This is a genomic window from Mesorhizobium sp. M7A.T.Ca.US.000.02.2.1, from assembly GCF_003996995.1.
Taxonomy (GTDB): domain Bacteria; phylum Pseudomonadota; class Alphaproteobacteria; order Rhizobiales; family Rhizobiaceae; genus Mesorhizobium.
Map to the genome: position 1 here is coordinate 1 of NZ_RZTT01000709.1, position 1728 is coordinate 1728.

Here is a 1728-nt window from a genome sequence, read left to right on the forward strand (position 1 = left end):
AGCTTGGACATGTCGTGGTCGACCACGAAGACCGTGAGCTTCGCCACCTGATCCGGCCTGGCGCCGATGCCCTCGAGCGCCGCATGCAAATTTGCGTAGGCCTGCTTAACCTGGACAGCGAAATCGGGTGACAAGGCTCCTGTGCTGTCTTGGCCGCCCTGCCCGGAGATGTAGGCAATCCGAGCTCCGCGCGGTGCGATCACGGCGGTGCTGTAGCCATTCGGCGACGGGTCGTAGAGCGTCTGTGGATTGACGATGGTCAGCTTGAGGTCGTTCCCAGTCGCTGTAGCCGCAGCGGAAACTGCCATGGTCATGATGATTAGCCCTCCGGTAAGCAGATGCTTGATTGCGCGTGACATGATTTCTCCTGGCTCTGCTGACTGCGAATAACGCACTCGCGGCCGGCATGAACTTTAACCAGATCGCTCATACGATGAGTCGTGCGATGTACGAGTCATCGTATGGTACGTCGTACTAGTCAAGCGATCAGCGTCGACATTCCTGACGGTGCCTGCCAAAATCGACGTTCGGCCAGCAAGGAAGACAGATGGCAGCCAAACCCCGCAGTGCCAGCAAACGATCGCAACGGACAAAGCTTCCACCCATGCAGGAAGCGAGCAGCGAGCCGCCGCTGTCTCGAGAGCGTATCGTGGCGATCGCGGTGGAACTGCTGGACGCCCAGGGCATAGACGGATTGACAATGCGTCGGCTGGCGGATCGCCTTGGCTCGGGTGTGATGAGCCTGTACTGGCACGTCGACAACAAGGAAGATGTCTTTGATCTGGCACTCGATTCGGTGCTCGAATATCGCGCATCGCCTGAAACAGGTGAGTCTCCGGACTGGCGCGGAGACGTCGTTCATATGCTCGAAAACTGGCGCGCCAGAATGTTGCGCCATCCTTGGTCGGCATCGCTGTTGCCGCGACGGGCGCTTGGCCCGAACATCCTCAGTCGCCTGGAAATGCTGAGCAAGACCTTGTCCAGAGCCGGTGTTGCGGACGCGGATCTCAACGCTGCGATTTGGTCGCTCTGGAACTATGTGATGGGCGCCACCCTCACCCGGGCAAGCTTCGACCTCTCGGAAGAAGACAGAGCAGCCGCGCAGCAGCGTCTTACACGTCTCAGCGAACACTATCCGACAATCGAACGCTCTCGTCTGCTGTTGGACAACGATTGGGACGGCACTTTCCGAAAAGGCCTGGACTTCCTGCTCGATGGCCTCTCGCCAAGATAGATTCCGGAGGCTACGCCCGGAGCAGACCGGATGGCGCTGCTTTGCGCACGCCAGTTTGACGCAATAGCTCCCAATCCACATCATCACATTTGGCTCGCTGCCAAGGCGGCACAGGCAACGGGCAAGCTGGCGATGTCGTTGTTACGCATTGCCAAACGCTGGCCGGAATCTCTCGATCTTTTGCGCAAACCTTTTTGCCTGACATGCGTTGTTTCCTCTCCAAACCAAGGAGACGATCATGCAGATGAAGTCGGAAATAGCCGGTGAAGCGGCCAAGCAGCGCCATATCCAACGTGGCGTCGATGCCAAGGACAAATCGAAAGGCGATGGGAAGCAGCAAGGCGCCATGCAGGCTGGCGCCCGTGAATATCCCGAGCCCCCCTTCCCCGAGCAACATCAGCCCAAACCGGGGCACGAATGGGCACTAGAGCCGGAGCCTTTGTATGATGCGCCGTACTATCTCGGATCGAAAAAACTCGACCAAAAGGTAGCAC

3 protein-coding genes and 1 pseudogene are annotated in these 1728 nt (G+C 58.5%); 3 read left to right on the top strand and 1 reads right to left on the bottom strand.

All coding sequences use genetic code 11. The features are described 5' to 3' along the window. A partial coding sequence (locus tag EOD15_RS33835; protein WP_185929155.1) for a RidA family protein occupies window positions 1-359 on the bottom strand: 359 nt, incomplete at its 3' end. Between the two features lie 188 nt (window positions 360-547). Between EOD15_RS33835 and EOD15_RS33840 the strand changes: the two genes are divergently transcribed. The 3 genes and pseudogenes from EOD15_RS33840 to EOD15_RS33850 form a co-directional block, all read left to right on the top strand. Next, window positions 548-1234, top strand: a complete 687-nt coding sequence (locus EOD15_RS33840; protein ID WP_127320805.1) for a TetR/AcrR family transcriptional regulator C-terminal domain-containing protein — start codon at window positions 548-550, stop codon at window positions 1232-1234. A gap of 30 nt (window positions 1235-1264) precedes the next feature. Further along, the gene (locus tag EOD15_RS33845; protein WP_127320806.1) at window positions 1265-1501 is read left to right on the top strand and encodes a hypothetical protein; all 237 of its coding nucleotides are present in this window, start codon (window positions 1265-1267) and stop codon (window positions 1499-1501) included. Next, window positions 1473-1728: pseudogene (locus EOD15_RS33850) on the top strand (short-chain dehydrogenase); the annotation flags it as partial. The gene EOD15_RS33845 and the pseudogene EOD15_RS33850, both read left to right, overlap by 29 nt.